The organism is Nitrospina watsonii (genome assembly GCF_946900835.1).
GTDB classification, from domain to species: Bacteria; Nitrospinota; Nitrospinia; order Nitrospinales; family Nitrospinaceae; genus Nitrospina; species Nitrospina watsonii.
Map to the genome: position 1 here is coordinate 2,518,922 of NZ_OX336137.1, position 20,307 is coordinate 2,539,228.

Consider the following 20,307-nt stretch of genomic DNA (forward strand, 5'->3'; position numbering starts at 1 on the left):
CATATCGTACCATTAAACGGCCCCCGTGTTTGAATCCGGTTAGCGTTTTGTTTGGATGTGGGGAGAGACCGCAGAAAATGGAGCGTTGTATTATGAAGAAGCGAGGATCGCTTCACCGCTATACATATAAGTAAACAGTTTCGGTCCATCCAGGTAAAAGTTGTCGCACGCGTGGAGGGTGAAGCCGGAGTCTTGGATGAGCTGCGCGATGGGGCGGTTGACGTGGCAGCCGCCCGCCAGGCATTTCTGGATGGGATTCCACCGGTCCTGCCAGCGGGCGATGTTGGGATCGGGGTCGCGTCCATGCTCCATAAAATGATACACCCCGCCGGGCTTGAGCACGCGCTGGAATTCTTTGAGCGCGGCGGCGGCGTCCGCAATGGTGCACAGGGTGAAGGTGGTGACGACGGCGTCCACCGACTGATCCGGCAGGTCGATGACGCCGTTTTCCTTTAAGGCGACGAACTCAACGGGGAACGGCGCGCGGCGGATGCGTTTGGCCGCGAGTTTGCGCGCCACGCGGGAGGGATCGAGCGCGTACAGTTTGCTCACCGCATCGGGGTAAAACGGCAGGTTGAGTCCGGAGCCGAAGCCCACTTCCAGCACCACGCCCATGGCGCCCGCAACCGTCTGCTGGCGCACCGTGTGAAAGCGTTCCGCCGACAGCACCCAGTCGATGCCGCGCGGCAGGATGTGCTCTTCGTAAAATCCCATGATGTCCTGCCGTACGGCATACGGGGATTACCCCGCCGTGGCTTCGGTTTTGGGTTGAGGCCGGTGGGTTTCTTCCTGCCGCCTGCCCTGTTGTTCCACCACCTTGTGGTTTTTCAACAGACGCGGGATGGATTTCGCCAGATCCCAGAACGCCAGCCTGCCGCCGCGCGCCAGCACCCGGTACATGGTGTACGGCGTGGGGAAGTCGGGGCCGTACAGATCGCGATGGCGCACGCTGGTGAAGTCGCCGGACTGGAGAATCTCTTCCACCTTGTCCGGGTGATTCCAGTTGCCGCGAAAGATGACCGTGCCCTCTCCATCGATGACGTACACCAGGTTGGGGAAACCGCCCAGTTGGCGGTGCGCGTTGCCATCGAGATCGTCCACCAGGATCTGCCGCTTCTCACCGTCCTGGGCGGCCAGCATGGCGGCGCAGCGGCGTTTGTCCTCGATGTCCTTGTGCTCATGCAACTCCTCTCCGGGATGCGCTTCGCGCACATACAGCGTCAGGAACTTCACATGCGGGTAGTCGCGCGCGAGGCGGTTCATCGGGCGGATTTCCTGCACGTAGATGGGACAGGTGACGCTGCCGGTTTCCAGCACCAGCGGCTGGCCGCGAAAATCGGACAGGCGCACCGGCTTGCCTTCCAGATCCGTGACCGCAATATCGGGAAGGGTCTCGCCCGGCCTGGGTCCGGGGAACTCCGAGAAATCGTAATACTCGGAAGAAAAACGGGGATAGTTGTACGTCGTCTCCATGGCAGGACCTCCTGATTCCAAGGCGCGGGCCCCCCGGGGCAAACCCGGTCGCCGCGCTTGCGGGTTCAAAGATGCCTTTCTATTTCTGACAGCCGGGTTATAGTAGGAAGCATTTCATTTTTTCTTCGAATTTTCAAGGAGGGGCGGTCATGAACACCCGGCAGACGGTTTTTAAAGCGGCAGCGGTGAGTTTTATCTTGTTGGCAGGGTGGGTGCTCGCCGTCCCGGCGTCGGCGGAGATCGATGCCGCCAAGAAGCGCGACATTCAGACCCTGATGGAAGTCTCCGGCACCATCAAGGGTCTCAAACAGTTCCGCCCGCTGATGCTGCAAAGCTACGCCAACATCCTGAAAGCCGCCTACAAGAACCAGAACATCCCGAAAGCGTTCTGGGACGATTTTCTGAACACCCTCATCACCGATGACGACCTGGGCGGCCTGATCGAGGAAATCCTGCCGGTGTATGACCGCACCTTCACGCACGATGAAATCCGCCAACTGATCGCCACGTTCCAGACGCCCGCCTACCGCAAGTGGGTGGAACGCATGCCGGAGATGATGCAGGCGTCCTCCGAGGCCGGACGGCAGTGGGGCAAACGGCTGGGTGAATCGGGCGTGATCCGGCAGCGGCTGCAAGCGTTGAAGGAGAAGTACCAGCTGGGCGAGCCGGAGATGGACGACGCCGTCGATGACCGCGTGCCGCAAGGCCGGTAAGCCGCTGATCCAGCGGGAACTTCCGGGGATGCGCGGGAATCCGGCGCCGGGCCGGAACAGCGCGCAAAAAAAAATCGCCCGATTCGATAACAAAAAATCGGGCGGTCCGCTGGGGCCGTTTTCACGGCCTTCTTAAAAAAATGGCGGGGCCGACGAGACTCGAACTCGCGACCTCCGGCGTGACAGGCCGGCGTTCTAACCAACTGAACTACGACCCCGCTCTGGTCGTGGGGGACGGGCCTCGTCCCCGTGCTGCGTCTTTATGGATGGGATGGGAACGGTGTCACAAAGGGGAGGATGCGCTCCCTTTCCGGCCCCCGGCCTGGATCCAATAAGAAAAAAATGGTGGGCTGAACAGGGCTCGAACCTGTGACCCTCGGCTTGTAAGGCCGATGCTCTCCCAGCTGAGCTATCAGCCCACGCTATGTTCCGGAATCATAACAAAAAATCCGTGCAAGAGGCTAGGAGTATATGCAGCCCTTCAGATTCTGTCAAGGTATTTGCGCCGGGCGTTGAGAACTCCCGCGCCCCGGCCTTTCCCGCCGTCCGGCAAAACGATTGACACCCTCGCAGGCGGGCTTTAAAATATTTATTTTAAACGGGTTATTGCAACCTGGGAGATTGTTCGCGGGCCGCAACCGGCCCGCACCGGACCCGCCGCTTGATCACCTGCCTGCCTGCGGGCACCTTGGAGCCTGCCGGAACGGCGGCGTTCAATCATTCACCTGTGCGCGACGGTTCGCACCGCGCCATATTGGGAAACCGACCTGCAACATGACCATTGACAACCCGCTCAGCAACCTGATGGACATCATCAGCAATGTCGCCGACGCCTACACCACGGCCCTGTTCGTGTTGCAGCCGGATGCGGAGACGTTGACGCTGCGCGCCCAGCTGTCGCTGAGTCCGCAGGTTCGCTCCGACGCATCGTTCAAAATCGGTCAGGGTGTGCTGGGCCGCGCCGCGTTTGAATTGAAGACGGTGACGATGGATTTTTCCCGCGAGGCCGCGCCGAAGCTGGACCTCTACCGCAAAAAGGAAGAGATCAAATCGCTGATGCTGATCCCGCTGGTGGACGAGGACATGCTGAAAGGCCTGTTGTACATCGACTCGAAGGAGCAGTACGGGTTCTCCACCAAAGTGCAGAAAATGATGACGCCGTTGATGCAGCAGATCCTGTGGCACCTGGAGCGGGAGAGCTCGCCGGTTTCGTTTCAGGGCGAGCCGACGGATTTTGCGGCGTTGCTCAAATGGTGCCGCTTTTTGGCCGAGTCGCCGGACCTGCGCGCCCTGAGCGAACGCTTCGTGCACATTCCGAAAAACATCATGCAGATGGACGCAATGGCCGTGGTGTGGTTCGACGAACAGGGCGACGGCCGCCTGGCGGCATCGCGCGGCTGGAATCCCGGTCTCAAGGACCTCGCTCTGGAATGGGGAGTGGGTCTCTGTGGCCAGACCGCGAAATCCGGCAGCCCGGTATTGATCGGCGACACCAAGAACCGGCCGTTCGTGCTGTTCCATAAAAACGAAAACGCCGGGAACTTCGCCTCGCTGCTGGCGGTGCCGATGAACCTGAAACGGCACCCGGCGGGAGCCGTTCTGTGCGCCACGCAGCGGGTCGGCGGTTTGCAACCGGTGGATCTGGGCAAGCTGTTGTGGATGACGACCTTTGCGGCGCAGTCCCCGGCCCTGGGCGCATCCGGCCGCGCGCCGGAGGACATCCCCGCCCGCCGCCATCTGCATACGCCGCATTTCGCCGCCGTGCAGTCGGTCAGCGTGGAAGATGAAATCTTCAGCCCCGACCGCCAGATCAGCATGCTCAGCATCCACTTCACCAATCTCGATACCCTGTCGCGCAAACAGGGATTTGAGGCGAGCGAAACGATTTTGAACGAAGCCGCCAGCCGCTTGTCCACGCTGCTGCCGCGACCCAAACTGATTTTCAAAGCCGGGGAAACCTCGCTTGCGGTGCTGTTGGTCAATCTGGATTGCGAGCAGGCTCTGGCTTACGAATCGCAAATCCAGCAGCACCTGACAGAACCCGCGATCCCGTGCGGCGACACCCCGTACCGGCCCGCACTGGAATTCGGCGCCGCCGCATATCCACAGGACGGAGACCATCTGACCGCCCTCCTGGTTTCGTCCCTGACCCGCATCGCCCCTACCGGAGACAACGTACATGCCTAGTTTATGGAGCAGTCTTCTCAACCTGTTCACCTCGGACGTCGCCATGGACCTGGGCACGGCCAACACACTGATCTATGTCCGCAATCAGGGCATTCTGCTGAACGAACCGTCGATCGTCGCCGTCAGCAACAACGGATTCGGCACGCCGCGCGTGGAAGCGGTGGGCCTCGAAGCCAAGCGCATGTACGGCCGCACTCACGCCAAGCTGCAAGCCATTCGCCCGATGAAAGACGGCGTCATCGCCGACTTCGAAATCACCAACAAAATGATTTCGTACTTCATCAAAAAAGTGCTGACCCATTACCGTCTGGTGAAACCGCGCATGGTGGTGGGCATCCCCACCTGCATCACGCAGGTTGAGAAGAAAGCGGTGATCGACGCGGCGCTTTTGTCCGGCGTGCGCGAAGTCTATCTGGTGGAAGAACCCATGGCGGCGGCCATCGGCGTCGGCATTCCGGTGCACCTGCCGGAAGGCAACATGGTCATCGACATCGGCGGCGGCACCTCGGACGTGGCTGTGACCTGCCTGTCCTCCATCGCCTACGGCGAATCCATCCGCCTGGGCGGCGACGAAATGGACGAGGCCATCCAGCGTTACATGCGCATCCAGCACCATCTCAACGTCGGCATCTTCGAAGCGGAGCGCGTGAAGATCGCCGTCGGCAGCGCCTACCCGCTGCCCAAACCGCTGACCACGCAGATGCGCGGCCTCAACGTGAAGACCGGTGTGCCGACCTCCATCCTGGTCAACGACGAGGAAATCCGCGAAGCCCTCAGGGAACCGTTGAGCGCCATTGCCGGGGCGGTGCTGCGCGCACTGGAAAAAACCCCGCCGGAACTCTCCGGCGACATCTACACCAACGGCCTCTACCTGACCGGCGGCGGCGCCTTGATCCGCGGCCTCGACAAACTGCTCGAAGAATCCACCAGCCTCAAGGTCAACCTGCCGGAGAACCCGCTGCTCAGCATCGTGCAGGGCGCGGGCAAGGTGATCGACCAGTTCAGCGAATACAGAAAAGTTTGCATCAATTGAACCCGCTTTGAATTGAACCTGCTTTGATATACAATGGCCTCAATTCCACTGAAGTGTGGCGAGATCGTTGATGACCGATACCAGACCGAATGCTCACACCACCCATTCCTGCTGCCAATGCGGCGTCGCGGTGGAATCCCTGCCGACGGTTCTCGAGTACGAGGGCCAGGACGTGCATGTCTTCAACCCCGTGGTGTGCCGGTCCTGTCTTATAACGATCTGTCAAACCCATTCGGTGGAATGCGCCAATTGCGGCGGCCAGATCCCCCCATACACCCAGGTCGGGGTGCTGAAAGCCGATGACGGCCAGTGCGAATACGTGCACATGACCACCGCCTGCACCACGGTGGGCAGCGCGTTTCACGGCTATCTGGGCAAAGGACATTTGGGTGACTTCGTACAGGTGGAAGCATGTTGACCATTCAATTCGAAAAACAAAACCGCACCATCCAGGTCGAGCCGGGAACCAACCTGCGCGAGGCCGCCATCTCCAATAAAGTTGGCATCTATCAGCATATCTTCAAGATTTTGAACTGCCGGGGACGCGGCCTGTGCTCCTCCTGCCGGGTGGAAGTGGTGGCCGGGGACGTAGCGCCCCGCAATGAAGTTGAAGAGAACAACCTCAAAAAGGCGATCGCTAAAAACCCCAATCTCAGGCTGGCCTGCCAGATCCAGGTCGAGGACAATCTCGTGATCCGGTCGCACGTTTAAAAACACTTGTGGATTCAGAGGTTAGGTCTTTGATCTGCGGGCCCGGCCGGCCTCTGAACCGTCCCAGAAATTGATTGACAAACCCCGATTTCGGGAACCAAAATAGGACATTGAACATGATCTCACTGGCTGCGGACATGCTGGAGGATGCGCGCCGACACGCGTTGGAAGAGTACCCCTACGAGTGCTGTGGGATCATCATCGGCAAGCCCGATACGGACGCAGAGGATATCCTGTTTCGTTGCACCAACATTCAGAACCAGTTGCACGAAAAGGACCCGAAAATGTTCGTGCGCGATGCGCGCACCGCCTTCTACATCGACCCCAAGGAGTTGATGGGGATTTTGCGGGAGGCGGATCAAAAAAAACTGGCGATCAAGTTGTTTTATCATTCGCATCCGGATCACGATGCGTACTTTTCGGACGAGGATAAAGCAATGGCCTTGTTTGACGGTCAACCGACCTATCCCGAGGCCCGATACCTGGTCATTTCCGTGTATAATGGAGAAATACGGGATCAGGCGTTCTTTGAATGGAACCCTGGTACCGAGTCGTTTGAAAAATGGGATTGAAAACCCGATCTGAAAACAGCCGGTCTGTTTTTGTTGGAGGAAATACATCATGGCTTTGATGATCACCGAAGATTGCGTCAACTGCGGCGTCTGCGAACCCGAATGCCCGAATGAAGCCATTTCCGAAGGTGACGAAATCTACGTCATCGACTGGGAACACTGCACCGAATGCGTGGGCTGGTACGAAGAAGCCCAGTGCGTGGAAGTGTGCCCGGTGGACTGCATTCCGAAGGATCCGGAACACGAGGAAACCGAAGAGGAACTTCTGGCGAAGAAAAAAGCTCTCGTCGGCGATGAAGACTGATCGGGTGGCGCAACCCGGAACCTCAATAACAAGGAATCAGAACCTTGGCTGACGAAATGAAAGATGAAGTCGAGTCCGTTCTCGACACCCTCAGGCCGCAACTGATGCAGGACGGCGGCAATGTGGAGTTGGTGGACATCGACGATGGGATCGTGAAGTTACGCCTGGTGGGCTCGTGCAGTTCCTGCTCCAGTTCCACCATGACCCTCAAAATGGGCATCGAACGCGCCTTGAAAAAAGCCATTCCCATGGTACGCTGTATAGAGGCGGTTGAGTAATTTGACACGTGCCGGGGGAACCCCGGCCATTCCGTTTCGATGCTTATGAGTCAGACATGCTCGACCCGGCCGCTGTGCCAGCCGGGTCGTTTTCGTTTCAGGCACAACCGGGGTTGGGCTGCTGTGTTGCTCGCAGCGGTGCTGCTTGCCCACGCTCCCGCAGCCGCCGGTCCCGATACCGACCCCGCGCCCGCGTTCACTTTAAAATCCCTGCACGGCGAAGACCGGTCCTTGCATGACTACCGCGGCCGCTACCTGCTGCTCAACTTCTGGGCCACGTGGTGCGGTCCGTGTAAAATCGAGATGCCTTCTCTGGAAGCGCTGCATCGCCGCTTTCAGACAAACAACCTGACCGTACTCGGCATCTCCAACGATCCCTTCGGCGCGCGCGTGGTGACGCCCTTCATGGCGGCTTACGATCTGACGTTTCCCGTATTGCTCGACCCCGATCAGGAAATCAGCAAACGGTACGGCGTGCACAGCCTGCCGACCACGTTCCTGATCGATCCCGAAGGCCGCATTCTTGGCGTGCTCACGGGAGCCGAGGATTGGTCCAAGCCGGAAACCCTCGCTTATTTCAGGGACCTGCTGAACGGACCCTCACAATCCCCGGCCGGCCCGATGAAGAGCACCGCTTCGGCTCCCTGATGCAACCCACTATCCGGATATGACATTGCGCACACTCTTTACATTTCTGATCTGCCTGGCCTGCCTCGGCCCCGGTGCCTCCGCGTTGTTCGCGCACGGCGAACAACCGGACCGGGCGTTGGAAGGCGACATGGTGCACATCCCCGCCGGGCAGTTTCTATTCGGCACCGATCGGGTCGATGAGACCGGCGATCTATTGGCCGTCGGCGTGCCCAAGCCGCTTTACCAGGATGAACAGCCGCAGCAAAAACCCTTCCTGAAGGGGTTCTACATCGACCGTTTTGAAGTGACCCACCGCCGCTACCAGCAGTTCCTCGACGACCTGGGCGCGGTGCCGCCGGAATACTGGGAAAACGGCACCTACCCGGAAGGACAGGCAGACCTGCCGGTGGTGTGGGTCTCCTGGTACGATGCGTCCAACTTCTGCGACTGGGCGGGCAAACGCCTGCCGACGGAAAAGGAATGGGAACGCGCCGCCCGCGGCGCCGATGGACGCGAGTACCCTTGGGGCAATGAGTTCGATATCAACAAGGCCGCTCTGTCCGGCGATTCCCGGACGCGGTTGAAACTGACCCCGGTGGGCAGCCATCCTGAAGGGGCCACGCCGGAAGGCGTGCACGATCTGGTCGGCAATGTGTGGGAATGGGTGGCGGACGATTACAACGCCTACAAGGGCAACGACAAAACCCTGGCGGGATTCGGACAGCAGCAGAAAGTGGTGCGCGGCCATTCGGCCGCCAACATCGGCCACTTCCCCGGCAATTTTTACGAGATCGTGCTGAAAGAATTTGCACGCGCCGGGTACCGCCAGTACATGCCGCCCGCTTCCATGGGCCCGGACGTGGGATTCCGTTGCGCCAGTTCCAGCGAACCCAAACATTTTACGGACTCGAAACAGGCCGCGCTGTCGAACACGCAATCCAATTCCGGCAACCCGCCCGCTTTCGGCAAGGGAACCGATGCCTTCGGCGCGTCTCCGGAATCTTCAGCGCAGAGCGACAGCCTGTTCGCCGCCGGCGCGTCCAATCCGTTTCAACCGGAGTCGGCGCTGCCCCAGACCAACCTGATCGTGCTGTGCATCCTGTCACTGGCGGCGGGCCTGTTCAGTTTCCTGTCGCCCTGCACGCTGCCGATCCTGCCGGCGTACTTCGCCGTCACCGCGCAAACATCGCGCACGCGCATGACGCTCAACTCCTTCGCTTTCTTCTGCGGACTGGCATCGCTGTTTGTGCTGATGGGGGCATCGGCGAGTTTTCTGGGCAGCCTGTTGCGGGATTACCTGTTTTCGCTGACCACCTGGGGCGGCATCCTGGTGTTGATCTTCGGCGTGATGACTGTGTTCGGCAAAGGGTTTTCCGGCGCGACATTTCAAAATGCGCCGACCTCCACCCTGGTCGGTTATTACCTGTTCGGCGCCACCTTCGCCATGGGCTGGACGCCGTGCGTCGGCCCCATCCTGTCCGGCATCCTGATCCTGGCCGCATCGGAGAAAACCATTCTGCAAGGCATGACGCTGCTGTTCTTTTTCGCCGTCGGCCTCGGCATGCCGCTGGTCATTCTGTCGGCGTTCTGCAGCCACCTCAGCAAGGACAGTTGGTTCTGGCGCATGTTGCGCGGCAAGGGCTGGAACGTGCAGGTCGGCAAGCATTCGCTGCTGCTGCATTCCACGAACGTGTTCAGCGGCTTGCTGCTGATCCTTCTCGGCTATGCGCTCGCCTCGGGGTACCTGACCTACTTCAACAGCATGATCCCGATCGAATTGCAAATCTGGTTCAGTGGATTCGAAGAAAAAGTGGTGGAGTGGTTGTCCTAATCCAAACAGAAAATTCAAATTCCCGTTGGCAAACCTGTTACCCCTGAGACCCAGGGTGATTCTGGAGAACGAGTTCTGATGACCAAAATTTTTTTACCGATCGGCCTGGCGATGATGTTATCGCTGGGCGCCTGCACGCATTTCGAGTCCACCACCCACAAGCGATGGACCGAACACCGCAATACCATTTTCCTGAACCACATTACGGAAACCCAGGGGACGCTGGCCGATCCCGGCATGCAACTCAAACTCGCATTGGAAGATGAATTCCGCAACTCCCTGTACATCGTCGCCATCGACCCCGAAGACGCGCGCTGGGAGTTGAAGTTCCAGATCGACCGCTACACGGCGGGCAGCCGCCTGAAACGGTTTTTCACATTCGGCATCAGCGATGCCGCCGAGGCGCGCCTTGTGGTCAAGGTGGCGCTCATGGGCAAACAGGGCATGCTGGGCGCGTGGGAAATACACACCCGCGTGGAAGGCGGCCTGCTGGGCGGCTCCGAACATCAATTGTATGAAATGGCGGCCAAGCAAATCCGCCAGCACCTGCGCGGGTACTGACAGGCCCGCGCAAACCCCCTTCGCAAAATCTGTTTTCTCGATTGGATTTTTATGATTCAATCGGAATGAAGGGTTGCGCAAATGGGAGCCAGGGCGTCCTGAGCGCGATGAACCACCCCCTGGATGAAAGGAGGTGATCCATTGTCTAGTCACAGTACAGTGGGAGCCTCCGGTTTGAAGTGATTCACCCGATCATTTCTTCTGGAGTCTCCGCAAGCAGCATGGAAAGCCCCACACCCGCCGGTGTGGGGCTTTCTCTTTTTGGAGTTGGGGGCGAAAAAATTTCGCTTTTCGGATTTTCTCATTACAATAGGAAGGGAGAATTCACTTTCAGATCACGCGGCGGCCCATGGATTTCTGGAAAAACATTTCCCTCCGGAAAAAGCTCATCAGCATCATCATGCTTGCCAGTTCGGTGGCCCTGCTGCTTGCGGTCATCGGCTTAAGTATTTACGACATCAGGACATTCCACAGCACCCAAACGCGGGAACTGGAGGGCCTCGCCCAGATTATCGGGGCGCACAGCGCCGCTTCCCTGCGTTTTCAGGATCCCCAAACCGCGCGGGAGACCCTGCAAACCCTAAAAATGGACTCCCGCATCATCGCCACCGCTCTGTACACCCGGCAGGGAGAGCTGTTTGCACATTATCACCGAAACGATAAAGGAGAGGAGGCGTTTCCCAACCCCCCTCTGTGGTCGTCCCCGCCCACGGAAGACGACCGCATCGAGCTGTTCCATCCCATCACGGTGAACGGGAAAAGAATCGGCACCATTTACATTCAATCCGACAGTCATCTTTTACACGACAGGCTCAATCAGTATGGCGTCGTGGCCGGAACCGTATTCGTCCTGTCCCTGTTGGTCACATTTTTCCTGTCGTCGCGCCTGCAGGGCATGGTTTCAAATCCCATCCTTCACCTTACTGAAACCGTCAACCGCATTTCCAAAGAACAGAACTTTTCGATCCGCGCTGAAAAGGATCGCGAAGACGAGTTGGGATTTCTCGTCAACCAGTTCAACGCCATGCTCGGCCAGATTCAGGAACGCGACCGGGCCCTGCTGAAGGCGCATGACGAACTGGAAGCCAAGGTGGAAGAACGCACCCGGGACCTGCAGCGCGAAATCGAGGTTCGGGAAAAGTCTGAGAACGCCCTGCGCGAGAGCGAGCAACGTCTGCAGAACGTGCTCGACTACGCCACGCCTGTGGTTTACATGAAAGACCGGGAGCGCCGTTTCCTGCTGGTCAATCATCAGTTTGAAAATCTATTCGATCTGAAGAACGACGACGTCCGGGGAGAAACCTCGGAAGCCATATTCCCGCCAGAGGTGCAGCAACATTTCTTCCTGAAGGAACAGGATGTGCTCAACTCCGGCCAGTCCGTAGAAACCGAAGAACTGATCATCCAGAACGAGGTCGCCGAGACCTATTTGTCGGTCAAATTCCCTCTGCGTGACGCGAACAACGAAATCTACGGACTGTGCGGATTGTGCACCAATATCACCGAGCGCAAAAATTTTGAAGGGCAGTTGCAGCACGCCAAGGTGGCGGCAGAGGCGGCAAACATGGCGAAAAGCACTTTCATCGCCAACATGAGCCACGAAATCCGCACTCCCCTCAACGCCATTCTGGGTTACTCGCAGATCCTGCAACGCGACCGGAGGCTGGACCCCGAACAACGCAAGGCGGTGGACACCATCATCTCAAGCGGCGGCAACCTCCTGGCGTTGATCAGCGATATCCTCGACATCTCCAAAATTGAGGCCGGGCGCATGGAGTTGCAACCGGCGCCCTTCAATCTGGACCTGCTGCTCGACCATCTGTACTCCATGTTCAAATTGCGCAGCGAGCAAAAGGGGCTGGATCTGGAATTCCATTCTGTCCCCGATCAAAAGGCCATCGTGCTCGGCGATGAAGCGAAATTGAAACAGGTTCTGATCAACCTTTTGAGCAATGCGATCAAATTCACCGAGTCCGGCAGGATCACAGTCGGCGTCACCATGCTGGACAACCACCAGTACCGCTTTGACGTTACGGACACCGGCCAGGGCATTCAACAGGAAGAACTGAATTCCATTTTCGAGCCGTTCCGTCAGGGCACGCAAGGGAGCAAAACAGGCGGCACCGGGCTGGGCCTGGCCATTGCACGCAAGCAGGTGATGCTGCTGGGTTCCGAGTTGAATGTGGAGTCGGAGGTCGGACGCAGAACCAATTTCAACTTCACCATCAAGCTACCGCCTCCCCCCCACGACATCACAATCCCGGACGATGAACAACGGGTGGTGTCCCGTCTGGAAGCCGGCCAGCACATCAAGGCGCTCATCGCGGATGATGTGGAGGAAAACCGCGAGGTGCTGTGCCGGTTTCTAAGCAGCATCGGCGTCGAGACGCTGGAAGCCGAAGACGGATTGGAAGCCGTGGCTCAGACCCGCGAACACCTGCCCGACATCATTTTTATGGACATTCGCATGCCCAAAATGGATGGCACCCGCGCCATTCAGGAAATCATCCGCGAGTTCGGCAACGACCGCTTTAAAATCGTCGTCATCACCGCCTCGGTGCTGGAACACGAAATCGAACGGTTCCTGCAACTGGGTTGCCACGACATCATCCTCAAACCGTTCCGGACACAGGAAGTGTTCAATTCCCTGCAAAAACTGCTGCAAGTAAAATTCGATTACATAGAACCGGAGCCTGACCAGAAAACTCTTCCCACGCCCGACGATTTTTCGGGTTTCTCGATTCCATCCGCACTGCTCAACAATTTGAAAGAAGCCGCCGAATTTTACAATATCACGCAACTCAAAAAATACCTGGAAGCTCTGGAGGGTGGCGACGGCAAGGAGCTGGCTGCCCACCTGAAAGGGTACATCCACACCTACGACATGGACGGCATCCTGAAAATCCTGGAGCAGGTCCAACCCAAAAACTGATTGATTTCAGCCAGATTAAAATCCGTCCCCGACTTTTTCCAGCTCCTCCACTTGGCAAAAGCTCAACAGCCCTTATACTGGATACACGCCTCTATTTAAGAATAAGGAAACCATGAACTCCCGGGTTTTAAATACCGATGCCTGCCATGTGATCGCGAAGCGTGTGTCTGCGTATCCACACATGGCTTTGCAATTCGGCGACGTGACCACTTTCAAACGTTTCCGCTTTCTCGAACCCGGACTGGTGAGCCTGCTCGACACCAGCCCCACCGCCCTGCAGGAAAATCACAACGTCCTCGTCCTGATTTATAAAAATGATCCGATCGGCTGCATTTCTTTGGTCGCGTTCCCCCGCGTCGATTCCCAACAACGCATTTCCTACAATGCGCGGCTGGATCTCGTTATTGTGCCCAACGGATTCCGCGGCATGGGCATTGGCCGCTGCCTGATCCATCTGGGATTGGGGCTGCTGCTGGAAACTCTGGAAGATTCGTTGCAGACACTCAGCGCGTCCACGCAGCACCCCGCCGTGGACCGCGTGCTGCAATGCCTGGAGTTCACACTGATCCCCTGTTCGCAGGACGGGTCCCTGCGCCGCACCCTGGATTTGCAGGGGCTCGATCGTCCCGGCCTGCTCCACGTCGTCCACGATAAAACCAATGAATCGTTCAAACGCCTCCACGACAATCTGCGCCGCCTGGAATTCAAAATCTAATCCGGACCGTCCACCTCAAATATCCTTCGCGCAGCGGAATCCGAGAAAATTGTAACGCGCACGCGGGTCCATGTAGTTGCGGTGCCAGGTGGGGGTGAAATCGATTTTCAGGTGGCTCTGCAACAGGCCGCCGCGGATGACTTTGAACCTCCCCTTATCATCGCCGGGCATGCCATTGTAGTCGTAATCCGTGGACGTCCATTCCCAGATATTGTGACCCATGCCGTACACGCCATAGGGACTGATCCATTCATCGCGCTTGTCCACCGGCTCCGGCAGGAAGCCGGAAAACCCGTTGTTGGGATGGGGCTGGTAGAGCAACCACGGCCACTTTCTCTCGTCGGTGCCGCGTGCCGCCTTCTCCCATTCCTGTTCCGTCGGCAACCGCTTGCCCGCCCACTGGCAATACGCGGCGGCCCGCTCATAACTGATCTGCGTTTTGGGGAATTTCACAACGCTCGCATCCACCTTGTACTCTGCGTCGAAGCGGCTGTACTCGCCACGGCTCAGTTCATAACGATCGATGAGATAGGCGTCGAGATGCACGCGCTTGCCCAGCGCGGTTTTGGGATCGGAGGGGTCGCCGGAGACAAATTCGCCTGCGGGGATGTAAACCATGCTCTCGGGAACGGTGACACCGGGGGGAACGGTGACGGCAATCTGCTCAACGTCGCTGTCGGAACAGGCAACGAGCGCCACGCATAAAAACCAAAACGGCAGGCAGCGCCTTTTCCAGGTCATCAGCCTTTCCGTTTGAGGTCCGGCCGCTTGTCGAAGAAGTGGAACACCTCGCCACCGTTGATGGACAACGGCTTCTTGCCGTAGTCCAGCGGATGGTCGATGCCCGGCTGGATGGTGCCATCCACGGAATACGGGCCAAAGTCGGCCCAGTAGTTGCGCTTGCGGTCGTCGGTGAACTCGATGCCGGTGATGTACTTGATGTTCTTGTAACCGTACTTGAATGGAGCGATCAAGCGCAGTGGAAAACCGTGGTTGGCCGAAAGTGTTTTCCCGTTCATGCGCAGCACCAGCAGCATGCGGTCGCGCAACAATTCATCGAGCGTGTAACTTTCGTAATACGAATCCGCCGATTGAAACGCCACATACTTCGCTTCCGGCTTCGGTTTCACCTTGTCCACCAACTCGCTTATGTGGAAACCTTCCCACTCAGCCTTGGCCGACCAGCATTCGACGCACTTGAGACGCGAGGTTTGCGCAATCATTTTGAACCCGAACAGGTCTTCGTAGCGATACGTCTGCGGGTTCTCCACCAAACCCTTCACCTTGAGCGACCATTCGTCCATGTTGACGCCGGGAAACGGGTTGGCAGAGCGGATGAAAAACCCCGGCACATCGCGGTTCTGGATGTAGTGGGAGGGAAAGCGTTCGTCGTTCTGGAATTGAACGGTGCTGCCGGCCTTGCCGGGCCACAGGGAGGCCAGCGCCGAAAGCGAAAACGCCTTCAGAAACACGCGGCGGTCCAGCTTGAAATTCAGACCCGGCATGGCTGCCTACTCCTTCAGTCCCAATACGTCCTGCATGTCGTACAATCCCGGCGGCTGACCGGCAACCCATTCGGCGGCGCGGACCGATCCGCGCGCGAACGTCTGGCGGCTCTGCGCCCGGTGGGAGATTTCGAGGGTCTCGCCCATGCCGCCGAACATCACCCGGTGTTCGCCGATGATGTCGCCGGCGCGCAGCGTGTGCACGCCGATCTCCTTTTCGCCGCGGCCTTCGCTGAACCCCTTGCGTCCGTACACGCCGACTTCATTGAGGTTGCGCTGCAACGCCTCGGCGATGATTTCGGAGACGCGTACGGCGGTGCCGCTGGGCGCATCTTTTTTGAACTTGTGATGGGCCTCGACGATTTCCACATCGTAGGCATCGCCCAACGCACGCGCCACCTCGCCCGCCACCTTGAACAGCACGTTGACGCCGATGCTCATGTTGGGCGCCAGCACGCAACGGATGGTTTGCGCCGCCTGCTCGATCTCCCGTTTCTGTTCGGCGGAAAACCCCGTGGTGCCGAACACCACCGCCTTGTTTTTCGCCACCACCGCCTTCAGCGTGTGCATGCTCACTGCCGGCAGGGTGAAATCGATGATCACATCGCACGCCTCGGCCAAGGCCGTCACATCGTCGGTGAGAACCACATTCATTTTAGCCAGCCCGGCAAGCTCGCCCAGGTCGCGCCCCAGTTCCGGATGCCCGGCCGCTTCCGTGCCGCCGCCCAAGGCGACGCCTTCGGTGTCTTCAATGCTGGCGATGATGTTGCGTCCCATACGGCCGGCAGCGCCAACCACGCCTACGTTAATCAAAGTGCGTCTCCTGAGAGGGTGTTCCTGTTTTTATTGGACAATAAACCCGCGCGCCTTTGCAAGCGGAATCCGGGCGGGGCGGGGGGTGTGCGTTTTTAAATCAAGGCGTACTGCTTCAGGGTCGTCTTCAACCGCTCCAGGTGCTCGCTGGACAGCTTGGACAGGGGCGGACGCAGGCCTTCGGCAACCTTGCCCATGAGCGCCAGCGCGGTTTTCACCGGCACCGGGTTGGTATCCATGAACAGGACGTCGTTGAGCGCCATCAGTTCATAGTGCAGTTGCCGCGCCGTTTTCATATCGCCTTCGGCGGCGCTGGCGCAGAGCGCGGCCATCTTGTCCGGCACCACGTTGGCGGTGACGGAGATCACGCCCTTGCCGCCCACCGCGAGGATGGGCCACAGCAGGCCATCGTCGCCCGACAGCACGATGAAGTCGTCACCGCAGCGATCGACCACACTACTGATCTGCATCAGGTCGCCGGAGGCTTCCTTGATGCCGACGATGTTTTTGCAGTCTTTCGCCAGCCGCTCCACCACCGGAGGCAACATGTTGACCGAGGTGCGCCCCGGCACGTTGTACAGGATGATGGGTAGCTTCGTCTCTTTGGCCACGGCAGTGAAATGCTCGTACAGCCCCTGCTGCGACGGCTTGTTGTAATACGGCGTGATGAGCAGCGATCCGTCGGCCCCGATCTCCTCCGCGTGTTTGGTGAGCTCGATGGCTTCGGCGGTGGAGTTCGAGCCGGTGCCCGCCAGCACGGGAATTTTACCCTTGCACACCTCGACCGCCTGCTGGATCACCTGATTGTGCTCGTCGTGGGTCAGGGTGGCGGACTCGCCGGTGGTGCCGCAGGGCACCACGCCCTGGGTGCCGTTCTCAATATGAAATTCGAGGAGTTTTTGAAACGCCTGGGTATCGACCTTGCCGTTCTTGAACGGCGTGACGATGGCGACAAGGGAGCCTTCAAACATGGCGGATTCCGTGGGTTGAGGATTGGATCAGAGTTCGACGAGGTTCCCTTCGAAAACCAGTTTGGTCATGCCCTCCAGGTACACCGTGGGCAGACCGCCTTCGTTGGGCTCGATATGCACTTTCAACACTTCCCCGCCGCGGGTTTCCACCTCGACCGGGGACTGAATCTCGAATCGCTGCATGGCGATCAACGCGGAAGCCACCGCGCCGGTGCCGCAGGCGAGGGTTTCGCCTTCGATGCCGCGTTCGTAGGTGCGCACTTTCAAACCGCCGTTCTGCCGCTGTACCAGGTCCACATTGGTGCCCGCCGGAGCAAACACGGTGTGGTAGCGGATGCTTCGGCCGATCGCCGTCACGTCTTCCTTCTCCACGTCTTCGGAAAAGACGATGGCGTGCGGCACACCGGTGTTGACACTGTCCACCTTGTAATGCACGCCTTCGAATTCGAGGTCGAGGCCTTCCTGCATGTGTTCCGGCGGCGTCAGCTTCACCTTCACCATCGGTCCATTGACCTCGGCGCTGATGATCCCGGCCATGGTCTCGAACGAATGCGTTTGGGAAGCGATGCCTTTTTCAAATGCAAAACGCGCCACGCAGCGGCCGCCGTTGCCGCACATTTCGGCCGACGAGCCGTCGTTGTTGTAAAAATCCCACTTGTAATCGGCTTTTTCCGTGTTCTCGACAAAGATCACGCCGTCGGCGCCGACGGAATCCTTCAACCGGCAGACCTTCTTGGCAAAATCACGTTTGATGGCATCGGCAACCACGCCATCCCGGTTATCGATGATGACGAAATCGTTGCCGCTTCCACTCATTTTGGTGAAAGAGATGTTCATTATGGAAACCTTGTAAAACGGGTTGTTGGATTTAGGATGCAGGCGATGCCACGAAGGATTCAACCTGGTGAGAGCGGAGTGAGTTTAGCACAGCCCTCAACGACCGGTCAAACCGCCCAGGGGAGCAAAAGACAGCCGGGCTAACGGGACCAAGGTGACGTCAATGGGAATGGAGTCCGGAGGAATGCGAAAGGGCCGGGGGCCAACCCGATTGGCGCGATGGTCCCGGTGAGTGGTCTATACCATGCCGACGGGATTGTTGTAAACGGCGGGACGCTGGTAGGGACGAACGTGCAACTGCGTCAGCTCGTTGGTGCCGAAATGGTCCACATACAGAAAGATATATTCCCGCACCGCCGTGCGCAGATCCCACTTGGGATCGTGATCCCGCTCGAACTCGTCGAACACTTCCAGCGCGTCCTGAACGCTCAATCCGTCATCGACGGTGAAGTAATAATCCAGGGCCAAGTCCCATTCCGGGTTCTTGTACGCCGACACGCCGTATTTTTCCGGCTCCATGGCGACGGGGCTGAAGCGGCCCAGCACGAAGGTCATGAAGCCGAGCGAATGAATGTGGTTGCGGTTCTCGTGGCAGAAACGCTTGCTGTCCTCGGCCTCGCTGGCGGTCTCTCCGGGGAAACCGAAAAAGCCCATGATGTGGTTCCAGATGCCGAACTTCGACGACATGCGCAGGTTGGTGCGGATGGCGTCCAGATGGGTCGCCTTGTCCATGAGGTCGAGCACGCGCTTGTTCCCCGACTCGTAGCCGAAATGCAGATAACGGCAACCGGACTTGGCCGCGTCGTCCCACACCTCCTCATCCAGCAGGCTTTCCTCGAACCGCATGTGTGTCGTCCACGCAATGTCGATCTGGTTGTCGATCAAAGACCGCGACAGCTTGCGGAACAGGGCGGGCGGATACGATTCGTCGGTGAAATGAAAATGGCGATTGCCGTATTTGTCTTTGAGGAATTTGATCTCTTCGGTGATCTGCGCGATCTGTTTGGTGCGGTAGCCTTCGACATAGCCCTGGAAATGATCGCAGAAGGTGCAGCGGCCCCAGTAACAGCCGCGCGTCGCCAGATAAGGCAGGATGAGGCGCGGCACAAAATATTTTTCCAGCGGCAGCCCGTCGAAATCCGGCGGCGGCAGTTGGTCCATGTTCTCGGCAAACACGTCCTTGTTCTTCTGCAAACCGTGCTCGGTGCGACAGATGAGATTGGGCAGATGGCCCAGATCGGTCTCGCCCGCCTCCAGCGCATCGATCAGTTTCAGGAACGCGCTTTCGCCTTCGTATAAAACCGCCGTGTCCACGAACTGGAACAGCCCGCCTTTTTCCATCAACGCGTCGCGCAGGCGGGTGACGATGTTGCCGCCGATGGTGATGTGCGTATCGGGCGCCTGCTCCTTGATCATCTTGGCAAAAGTGAACGTCGAGATGAGTTGCTTCTGCTGCACGATGGAGAGCCCCACCACATCTGGCTTTTCCTGCTCGATGACGTCAGCCAGCAGGAACCGGTACACGTCGCGATAGACATTGATCTGGTTGTCGTCCAGCGCTTCCAGGATTTCGCTGGACATGAACGGCTTGTAAACGAGTTCGGTCTCGATGGGCGGGAAACAGATCTGCGCCGGATAATAACCGAGGCTGATGTAGGCCATCGTCGTATGCAGAATGTGGCTGGCCCATTCCAGCCGGTCGATCTCGTAGAAATCGTCGCAGCGGAGAATGCGCTTGGCCTCGGTGGCATCGCGGATGAGGGCCTGCAGGCTGGACTCATCCCAGACCTCCAGCTGCCGCCTGAGCTCGCTTTCCTCCTCGTCCAGGCCCCGCTGATCGGCCACCACCTGCAAGTGGCGGAGCTCGAACTCGATGCGTTTCTGCACGTGGCGCAGGAACCGTTCGCTGAACATCAGGTCGTACATATCGACATTGATGTCGCGCTGGATGACCTCATGCCCCGCCGGACGCAGCACCGACGTCAACGCCGGCAGGCTGAGATACGGCTCCGAGGGCAGCCAGTCTGGAGGAAATATAAGGAGAATTTTCATGGTGCGTTCAGTTCCCTTCCGACCCAATCCATCAACCGGAACACGCTCATTTCTATATGGTCCCAATCATATCACTTTTCTTTTTATGATCCTACGCTTTCCCGAAAATTCACCACCCGATCCACGCCTGCCGGCACACCTCGCCTGTGATCGGTGACAAAATCCGTTGACAACCGGGGTCGGCTCCGT

The 20,307-nt window shown here is 58.5% G+C and carries 21 protein-coding genes and 2 tRNA genes; 13 read left to right on the top strand and 10 right to left on the bottom strand.

Features of this window, described 5'->3' with window-relative positions:
• Window positions 1-90: 90 nt before the first annotated feature.
• Together QML71_RS11745 and QML71_RS11750 are read right to left on the bottom strand one after the other, a co-directional pair.
• On the bottom strand, window positions 91-714 hold the full coding sequence (locus QML71_RS11745) for a class I SAM-dependent methyltransferase (protein ID WP_282012122.1): 624 nt from the start codon (window positions 712-714) through the stop codon (window positions 91-93).
• Between the two features lie 27 nt (window positions 715-741).
• The gene (locus QML71_RS11750) at window positions 742-1,473 is read right to left on the bottom strand and encodes a TlpA family protein disulfide reductase (RefSeq protein WP_282012123.1); all 732 of its coding nucleotides are present in this window, start codon (window positions 1,471-1,473) and stop codon (window positions 742-744) included.
• Window positions 1,474-1,622: 149 nt separating this feature from the next.
• On the opposite strand from QML71_RS11750, the gene QML71_RS11755 reads away from it, so the two are divergent.
• Window positions 1,623-2,186 (top strand): DUF2059 domain-containing protein, encoded by a 564-nt coding sequence (locus tag QML71_RS11755; RefSeq protein ID WP_282012124.1) that lies wholly within the window; start codon window positions 1,623-1,625, stop codon window positions 2,184-2,186.
• A 141-nt stretch (window positions 2,187-2,327) separates the two neighbouring features.
• Here the strand turns inward: QML71_RS11755 and QML71_RS11760 are convergent.
• Both QML71_RS11760 and QML71_RS11765 read right to left on the bottom strand, forming a co-directional pair.
• Window positions 2,328-2,404: transfer RNA gene (locus tag QML71_RS11760), tRNA-Asp, on the bottom strand.
• Window positions 2,405-2,529: 125 nt separating this feature from the next.
• A tRNA-Val gene (locus tag QML71_RS11765) sits at window positions 2,530-2,605 on the bottom strand.
• A gap of 355 nt (window positions 2,606-2,960) precedes the next feature.
• On the opposite strand from QML71_RS11765, the gene QML71_RS11770 reads away from it, so the two are divergent.
• The 12 genes from QML71_RS11770 (at window position 2,961) to QML71_RS11825 (ending at window position 13,940) form a co-directional block, all read left to right on the top strand.
• On the top strand, window positions 2,961-4,373 hold the full coding sequence (locus QML71_RS11770) for a diguanylate cyclase domain-containing protein (protein WP_282012125.1): 1,413 nt from the start codon (window positions 2,961-2,963) through the stop codon (window positions 4,371-4,373).
• Window positions 4,366-5,406 carry a rod shape-determining protein gene (locus tag QML71_RS11775; protein ID WP_282012126.1) on the top strand — a complete coding sequence of 347 codons (1,041 nt, stop codon included), beginning with the start codon at window positions 4,366-4,368 and terminating at the stop codon, window positions 5,404-5,406. The genes QML71_RS11770 and QML71_RS11775 overlap by 8 nt, the downstream gene beginning before the upstream one ends.
• Before the next feature lie 70 nt (window positions 5,407-5,476).
• Complete coding sequence (locus QML71_RS11780) at window positions 5,477-5,824, top strand: hypothetical protein (protein WP_282012127.1); 348 nt, start codon at window positions 5,477-5,479, stop codon at window positions 5,822-5,824.
• Window positions 5,818-6,117: a 2Fe-2S iron-sulfur cluster-binding protein gene (locus QML71_RS11785; RefSeq protein WP_282012128.1), complete on the top strand. Its 300-nt coding sequence runs from the start codon at window positions 5,818-5,820 to the stop codon at window positions 6,115-6,117. The genes QML71_RS11780 and QML71_RS11785 overlap by 7 nt, the downstream gene beginning before the upstream one ends.
• Before the next feature lie 116 nt (window positions 6,118-6,233).
• Complete coding sequence (locus QML71_RS11790; RefSeq protein WP_282012129.1) at window positions 6,234-6,689, top strand: M67 family metallopeptidase; 456 nt, start codon at window positions 6,234-6,236, stop codon at window positions 6,687-6,689.
• A 49-nt stretch (window positions 6,690-6,738) separates the two neighbouring features.
• Window positions 6,739-6,993, top strand: a complete 255-nt coding sequence (locus QML71_RS11795) for a YfhL family 4Fe-4S dicluster ferredoxin (protein WP_282012130.1) — start codon at window positions 6,739-6,741, stop codon at window positions 6,991-6,993.
• A gap of 56 nt (window positions 6,994-7,049) precedes the next feature.
• Window positions 7,050-7,271, top strand: a complete 222-nt coding sequence (locus QML71_RS11800; RefSeq protein WP_282012589.1) for a NifU family protein — start codon at window positions 7,050-7,052, stop codon at window positions 7,269-7,271.
• A 45-nt stretch (window positions 7,272-7,316) separates the two neighbouring features.
• Window positions 7,317-7,919 carry a peroxiredoxin family protein gene (locus tag QML71_RS11805; protein WP_282012131.1) on the top strand — a complete coding sequence of 201 codons (603 nt, stop codon included), beginning with the start codon at window positions 7,317-7,319 and terminating at the stop codon, window positions 7,917-7,919.
• Window positions 7,920-7,938: 19 nt separating this feature from the next.
• Window positions 7,939-9,732, top strand: coding sequence for an SUMF1/EgtB/PvdO family nonheme iron enzyme (locus QML71_RS11810; RefSeq protein ID WP_282012132.1), 1,794 nt, complete (start codon window positions 7,939-7,941; stop codon window positions 9,730-9,732).
• Between the two features lie 78 nt (window positions 9,733-9,810).
• Window positions 9,811-10,293, top strand: a complete 483-nt coding sequence (locus tag QML71_RS11815; RefSeq protein WP_282012133.1) for a hypothetical protein — start codon at window positions 9,811-9,813, stop codon at window positions 10,291-10,293.
• Between the two features lie 349 nt (window positions 10,294-10,642).
• Window positions 10,643-13,225, top strand: a complete 2,583-nt coding sequence (locus QML71_RS11820; protein ID WP_282012134.1) for a sensor histidine kinase, YfiR-like protein-associated — start codon at window positions 10,643-10,645, stop codon at window positions 13,223-13,225.
• Window positions 13,226-13,337: 112 nt separating this feature from the next.
• Window positions 13,338-13,940, top strand: coding sequence for a GNAT family N-acetyltransferase (locus QML71_RS11825; RefSeq protein WP_282012135.1), 603 nt, complete (start codon window positions 13,338-13,340; stop codon window positions 13,938-13,940).
• A 15-nt stretch (window positions 13,941-13,955) separates the two neighbouring features.
• Here the strand turns inward: QML71_RS11825 and QML71_RS11830 are convergent, their stop codons facing one another.
• From QML71_RS11830 to QML71_RS11855, 6 genes are all read right to left on the bottom strand, one after another.
• The gene (locus QML71_RS11830; RefSeq protein WP_282012136.1) at window positions 13,956-14,681 is read right to left on the bottom strand and encodes a formylglycine-generating enzyme family protein; all 726 of its coding nucleotides are present in this window, start codon (window positions 14,679-14,681) and stop codon (window positions 13,956-13,958) included.
• The gene (locus QML71_RS11835; RefSeq protein ID WP_282012137.1) at window positions 14,681-15,445 is read right to left on the bottom strand and encodes a molybdopterin-dependent oxidoreductase; all 765 of its coding nucleotides are present in this window, start codon (window positions 15,443-15,445) and stop codon (window positions 14,681-14,683) included. The genes QML71_RS11830 and QML71_RS11835 overlap by 1 nt, the downstream gene beginning before the upstream one ends.
• Window positions 15,446-15,451: 6 nt before the next feature.
• On the bottom strand, window positions 15,452-16,258 hold the full coding sequence (gene dapB / locus QML71_RS11840; protein ID WP_282012138.1) for a 4-hydroxy-tetrahydrodipicolinate reductase: 807 nt from the start codon (window positions 16,256-16,258) through the stop codon (window positions 15,452-15,454).
• A 95-nt stretch (window positions 16,259-16,353) separates the two neighbouring features.
• Window positions 16,354-17,229 (bottom strand): 4-hydroxy-tetrahydrodipicolinate synthase, encoded by an 876-nt coding sequence (dapA, locus tag QML71_RS11845; RefSeq protein ID WP_282012139.1) that lies wholly within the window; start codon window positions 17,227-17,229, stop codon window positions 16,354-16,356.
• Window positions 17,230-17,256: 27 nt separating this feature from the next.
• Window positions 17,257-18,066: a diaminopimelate epimerase gene (dapF, locus tag QML71_RS11850; RefSeq protein ID WP_282012140.1), complete on the bottom strand. Its 810-nt coding sequence runs from the start codon at window positions 18,064-18,066 to the stop codon at window positions 17,257-17,259.
• A gap of 237 nt (window positions 18,067-18,303) precedes the next feature.
• Window positions 18,304-20,118 (bottom strand): B12-binding domain-containing radical SAM protein, encoded by a 1,815-nt coding sequence (locus tag QML71_RS11855; RefSeq protein ID WP_282012141.1) that lies wholly within the window; start codon window positions 20,116-20,118, stop codon window positions 18,304-18,306.
• Window positions 20,119-20,307 lie beyond the last annotated feature (189 nt).

What these genes read in the sequence shown, in the direction of transcription:
- dapA (WP_282012139.1), bottom strand. Translation starts at nt 17,229, where the DNA reads ATGTTTGAAGGCTCCCTTGTCGCCATCGTCACGCCGTTCAAGAACGGC.
- dapF (WP_282012140.1), bottom strand. Translation starts at nt 18,066, where the DNA reads ATGAACATCTCTTTCACCAAAATGAGTGGAAGCGGCAACGATTTCGTC.
- QML71_RS11810 (WP_282012132.1), top strand. Translation starts at nt 7,939, where the DNA reads ATGACATTGCGCACACTCTTTACATTTCTGATCTGCCTGGCCTGCCTC.
- QML71_RS11825 (WP_282012135.1), top strand. Translation starts at nt 13,338, where the DNA reads ATGAACTCCCGGGTTTTAAATACCGATGCCTGCCATGTGATCGCGAAG.
- QML71_RS11815 (WP_282012133.1), top strand. Translation starts at nt 9,811, where the DNA reads ATGACCAAAATTTTTTTACCGATCGGCCTGGCGATGATGTTATCGCTG.
- QML71_RS11785 (WP_282012128.1), top strand. Translation starts at nt 5,818, where the DNA reads ATGTTGACCATTCAATTCGAAAAACAAAACCGCACCATCCAGGTCGAG.
- QML71_RS11790 (WP_282012129.1), top strand. Translation starts at nt 6,234, where the DNA reads ATGATCTCACTGGCTGCGGACATGCTGGAGGATGCGCGCCGACACGCG.
- QML71_RS11820 (WP_282012134.1), top strand. Translation starts at nt 10,643, where the DNA reads ATGGATTTCTGGAAAAACATTTCCCTCCGGAAAAAGCTCATCAGCATC.
- QML71_RS11775 (WP_282012126.1), top strand. Translation starts at nt 4,366, where the DNA reads ATGCCTAGTTTATGGAGCAGTCTTCTCAACCTGTTCACCTCGGACGTC.
- QML71_RS11855 (WP_282012141.1), bottom strand. Translation starts at nt 20,118, where the DNA reads ATGAAAATTCTCCTTATATTTCCTCCAGACTGGCTGCCCTCGGAGCCG.
- QML71_RS11750 (WP_282012123.1), bottom strand. Translation starts at nt 1,473, where the DNA reads ATGGAGACGACGTACAACTATCCCCGTTTTTCTTCCGAGTATTACGAT.
- QML71_RS11755 (WP_282012124.1), top strand. Translation starts at nt 1,623, where the DNA reads ATGAACACCCGGCAGACGGTTTTTAAAGCGGCAGCGGTGAGTTTTATC.
- QML71_RS11745 (WP_282012122.1), bottom strand. Translation starts at nt 714, where the DNA reads ATGGGATTTTACGAAGAGCACATCCTGCCGCGCGGCATCGACTGGGTG.
- QML71_RS11830 (WP_282012136.1), bottom strand. Translation starts at nt 14,681, where the DNA reads ATGACCTGGAAAAGGCGCTGCCTGCCGTTTTGGTTTTTATGCGTGGCG.
- QML71_RS11805 (WP_282012131.1), top strand. Translation starts at nt 7,317, where the DNA reads ATGAGTCAGACATGCTCGACCCGGCCGCTGTGCCAGCCGGGTCGTTTT.
- QML71_RS11800 (WP_282012589.1), top strand. Translation starts at nt 7,050, where the DNA reads ATGAAAGATGAAGTCGAGTCCGTTCTCGACACCCTCAGGCCGCAACTG.
- QML71_RS11780 (WP_282012127.1), top strand. Translation starts at nt 5,477, where the DNA reads ATGACCGATACCAGACCGAATGCTCACACCACCCATTCCTGCTGCCAA.
- QML71_RS11770 (WP_282012125.1), top strand. Translation starts at nt 2,961, where the DNA reads ATGACCATTGACAACCCGCTCAGCAACCTGATGGACATCATCAGCAAT.
- QML71_RS11795 (WP_282012130.1), top strand. Translation starts at nt 6,739, where the DNA reads ATGGCTTTGATGATCACCGAAGATTGCGTCAACTGCGGCGTCTGCGAA.
- QML71_RS11835 (WP_282012137.1), bottom strand. Translation starts at nt 15,445, where the DNA reads ATGCCGGGTCTGAATTTCAAGCTGGACCGCCGCGTGTTTCTGAAGGCG.